Annotated in this window: 3 protein-coding genes; 1 reads left to right on the plus strand and 2 read right to left on the minus strand. The window is 69.1% G+C overall.

All coding sequences use genetic code 11. The features are described from left to right. A partial coding sequence (dnaG, locus tag CSW58_RS10350; RefSeq protein ID WP_099447231.1) for a DNA primase occupies positions 1-1,167 on the minus strand: 1,167 nt, incomplete at its 3' end. A 95-nt stretch (positions 1,168-1,262) separates the two neighbouring features. Beyond that, positions 1,263-3,197 (minus strand): HWE histidine kinase domain-containing protein, encoded by a 1,935-nt coding sequence (locus CSW58_RS10355; protein WP_236627770.1) that lies wholly within the window; start codon positions 3,195-3,197, stop codon positions 1,263-1,265. A gap of 175 nt (positions 3,198-3,372) precedes the next feature. Between CSW58_RS10355 and CSW58_RS10360 the strand changes: the two genes are divergently transcribed. After that, the coding region (locus CSW58_RS10360; RefSeq protein ID WP_143755167.1) for an acyltransferase at positions 3,373-4,028 on the plus strand (656 nt) is incomplete at its 3' end.

Below are 4,028 nucleotides of genomic sequence, written 5' to 3' on the forward strand. Positions count from 1 at the left end.
GGCGTCGCGCTCGCGGACGAACAGCTGCTCGACGAAGGGCGTTGTCTGGGACAGCTGGGCCTTCAGGGCCGCCGGACCCTGTTCGCGCAGCACGTCGTCGGGGTCCTTGCCGCCGGTGACCAGGGCGAAGCGGAACGAGCGGCCGGGCTTAAGCAGGGGCAGGGCGCGGTCGATGGCCCGGCTGGCGGCGCGCTGGCCGGCCTTGTCGCCGTCGAAACACAGGGTCGGCTCGGGATGCAGGCGCCACAGCACCTCCATCTGCTCCTCGGTCATGGCCGTGCCCATCGGGGCCACAGAGGCGATGCCGCCGCGCTGGCAGGCGATGACGTCCATATAGCCCTCGACCACCACCACGGGGATCTGGGCGGCCCCCTTCTCCTGGGGCGGGGCGGCGGACTGGGCGGCGTGCAGCAGCTTGCGGGCCTCGTACAGGCCGTACAGCAGGTGGCCCTTGTGGAAGAGGCTGGTCTCGGGCCCGTTCAGGTACTTGGCGCGGGCGGCGGGATCCATGGCCCGGCCGCCGAACGACACCACCCGGCCGCGGGTGTCGGTGATCGGGAAGATGATCCGGTCGCGGAACCGGTCATAGGGCGCGCCGCCGTCCTCGGGGGCGATCAGCAGGCCGGCCTCGACCAGGTCGCCCGGCTTGGCGCCCTTGGCGATCAGGTAGTCCTTGAGGGCGGTGCGGCCGGAAGGGGCGAAGCCGAGGCGAAAGCGGCTCCACTGGTCCTCGGGCAGGGCCCGGCGCTGCAGGTAGGCGCGGGCGTCCTGGCCGGAGGGGCGGCGCAATTCGCCCTCGAACCAGGCGGCGGCCAGCTCCATCCAGTCGCCCAGCGAGGCCTTCTTCTTGTCCTGCTCGGCGGCGCGGGGATCGGGCTCGGGCAGGCTCATCCCGGCCTCCGAGGCCAGCCGCTCGACCGCCTCGGTGAAGGTCAGCCGCTCGGTCTCCTGCAGGAAACTGATGATGTCGCCGTGCTTGCCGCTGGAGAAGCAGTGGTAGAAGCCCTTGTCGTCATTGACGAAGAACGACGGGCTCTTTTCCTTGGTGAAGGGCGACAGTCCCGCATACTCGCGCCCCTGCCGCCGCAGCTTCACCGATTTTCCGATCACGTCGGAGGGGCGAAGGCGGGTCTTCAGTTCGTCGAGGAAGCGGTCGTCGAAGCGCATGGCGAATGCGGAAACATAGGCGGTCTGACCGCCCGGCGCATCCGCCTTGACCGCTTACCACCAGCTTCGAGGCCTGGCCTGTGGATAAGCTGGCCCTAACCGCCCAGCACGGCCATCAGGGTGTCGAGCGAGGCGGGCTTGTGCAGGACCGGTCCGTCGACGACCTGCGGCTCCTGGTAGCCGGTCAGATAGACGAAGGGGATTCCTCTGTCGGCCAGGGCCATGGCCACCGGCGTGACCATCCGGCCACCCAGATTGACGTCGAGGATCGCCCGGTCGACGGCCCCCTGGCTGACCAGGTCGAGGGCGTCCTCGATAGTGCCGGCCGGGCCGACCACCAGGGCCCCGGCCTGGGTCAGCACCCGGGCCAGGTCCATGGCGACCAGGGCCTCGTCCTCGACGATCAGCACGCGCTGGTCGCGCAGGGTGGACCCGCCGGGCGCGGGCGCGGCGAAGCCGGCCTCGAGCGTGGTCGAGGCGACCGCGGCGCAGGCCTGGACTCCCTTGGCAATTTCCAGCCGAAAGCAAAGCCCGGTCGGCGTCCAGTCATGCTGGATCTGGGCGCCCATCTGCCGCGCGGCCTGGGCGATGAGAGTCGAGCCGAACCCCCGGCGGCTGGGGGGCGTCAGGTCGCGGACCCCGGTTTCCCGCCAGAGGACGATCAGCCTTCCCTCCGCGTCCCAGTCCCAGGTCACCGACAGGGCGCCGCCCTTGTCGGACAGGGCTCCGTACTTGCTGGCGTTGGTGGCCAGTTCGTGGATGACGAGGCCCAGGGACTGGGTGGCTTCGGCCTGGATCAGGACCGGCGGTCCATCGATCGCGACCCGGTCGTCGCCGTCGAGGTCATAGGCCTCCAGGTCCTTGCGCAGCAAGGCGTTCAGCCGGACCCCGGTCCAGCGGGTCGTCGACAGCAGGCTGTGCGAACGGGCCAACGAGCCGATGCGGCCGCTGAGGGCGTCGACATACTGATGCTTGCTCTCGAACGGGGTCAGATGGGCCAGGGACTGGACCACCGCCAGGACGTTCTTGGCCCGGTGGTCGACCTCGCGGATCAGCAGCCGCTCGGTCTCCTCGGCCTGCTGGCGCGCGGCCTCGGCGCTCGTTCGGTCTATCGCGGCCCAGACCAGTTCCGCGACGTCGGCGACGAAGGCCGCCTCGTCCGGGGTCCAGTCGCGCGGCGTGTCCTGGCAAAGATAGATATAGGCGGCCATCCGCCGTCCCTTGATCAGGGGGCAGGTCAGGAAGGCCCCGATGCCCAGGTCGGCATAGGCCTTGAGCGCCGCCGCCGAGAAGCCGCACGGATCGGTGACGACGTCGGCGCAGACCAGAGACCGGCCGGCGCGCAAGGTGGCGGTCATTTCCGGCCCGAAGGTGTCGAGCTGCCGTTCCACGCCCAGCAAGGACGGAAAGCCGGGGGCCGCCCATTCGCCGATGATCAGAGCCTTGGGGTGCTGGCTGTCGACCTGGGCGTAGCCGACGCGCGGCGCGGCCAGTTGCCGGGCCAGAACCCCGCAGGCCAGCAGGGCCACGGCCTTGGGTTCGACCTCCTCGCGCAGCTGCCGGCCCAGGTCGAGCAGGGCGACCCGGCGGCGCTCGCGGTTCAGCAGCCGTCCCAGATCCTTCTCGCCGGTCTGGCGCGACGCGATGTCGCCGACCATCAGATAGAAGCCGCGCACCGCGCCGTCGGCGCCCCGGTCAGGCGTGAACCGCGCCTCGACATGGCGAAACCGGGCCAGGTCGTGGGCCATCTCGCCCTCATAGAGCACCAGTTCGCCGCCCAGGACGCGGTCGACAAAGGGCTTGATGCGGGCGAAGGCGGCGGGACCGAGCAGCTCGTCCATGCGCAGCCCCTCGATCTGGTCGCGATCACGGTCGAACCAGGTCTCGTAGGCGCGATTGACGAAGAGGTATCGGGCGTCGCGATCCAGATAGCCGAGCAACTGCGGCAGGGCGTCGGCCAGCCCCGACGAGAACGCCGCGCGCATCTGCACGGCGTCGGCCTCGGTCAGAACGCTGCCGTCAGCATGCATGATTAAAGATACTCAACCCTTTGGCGTGGCGATCGTCACCGTCTCATGCACCGGGCATGGCTTCGAGTGAGACAAACGGTCGCAGGGCATAACACCGTTCGGCGAGCGCCCGCCGGGACGGAGGACGGGTCGCCGCAACTTGACCGGCGACGCCCCGGAGGTTCACTGCTGCCGCATGATGACCTTGCCGCCGCTGAAGCCCGATTCCGACCAGATGTTGCACCTCGACGCCCTGCGCATCGTGGGGGCGTTGATGATCGTGGTGTTTCACTTCAACCGCTTCATCAACCTCGACGGCCACTGGCAGCTGGCCGATGACACGATCAAGACCTTTAGCCTGATCGTCGACCTGTTCTTCGTCATCTCCGGCTATGTGATGGCGGCGATCTATACCGGTCGGCTGAACACGCCGGCCCAGTACGGGACCTTTCTGCAGAAGCGGGTGGCGCGACTGGGGCCGCTGCACTGGGCCACCATGCTGGTGTTCATCGCCGTGGCGGTCGCGGGCATGGCCGGCTGGATCCAGGACCGCGATCCCCGGCGCTATGACGCCGCCTGCATCGTGCCCAATATCCTGTTCATCCACGCCTGGGGTGTGTGCCAATCCCAGACCTGGAACTTCGTCAGCTGGGCGATCAGCGCCGAGATGGGCATGTATGTCGCCCTGCCGCTGCTGTTCTGGATCACCGCCCGCGGGCGCATCGTCACCGCCCTGGTGGTGATCGCCAGCCTGGTGATCCTGCTGCAGTCGCCGCATGGCGATCGGCCCTTCCACCAGTGGACCTGGGACATGGGCGTGCTGCGCGCCGTGCCGGGCTTCCTGGTCGGCAT

It is taken from the genome of Caulobacter sp. B11 (assembly GCF_002737765.1).
Lineage (GTDB): Bacteria > Pseudomonadota > Alphaproteobacteria > Caulobacterales > Caulobacteraceae > Caulobacter.

What these genes read in the sequence shown, in the direction of transcription:
- CSW58_RS10355 (WP_236627770.1), bottom strand. Translation starts at nt 3,197, where the DNA reads ATGCATGCTGACGGCAGCGTTCTGACCGAGGCCGACGCCGTGCAGATG.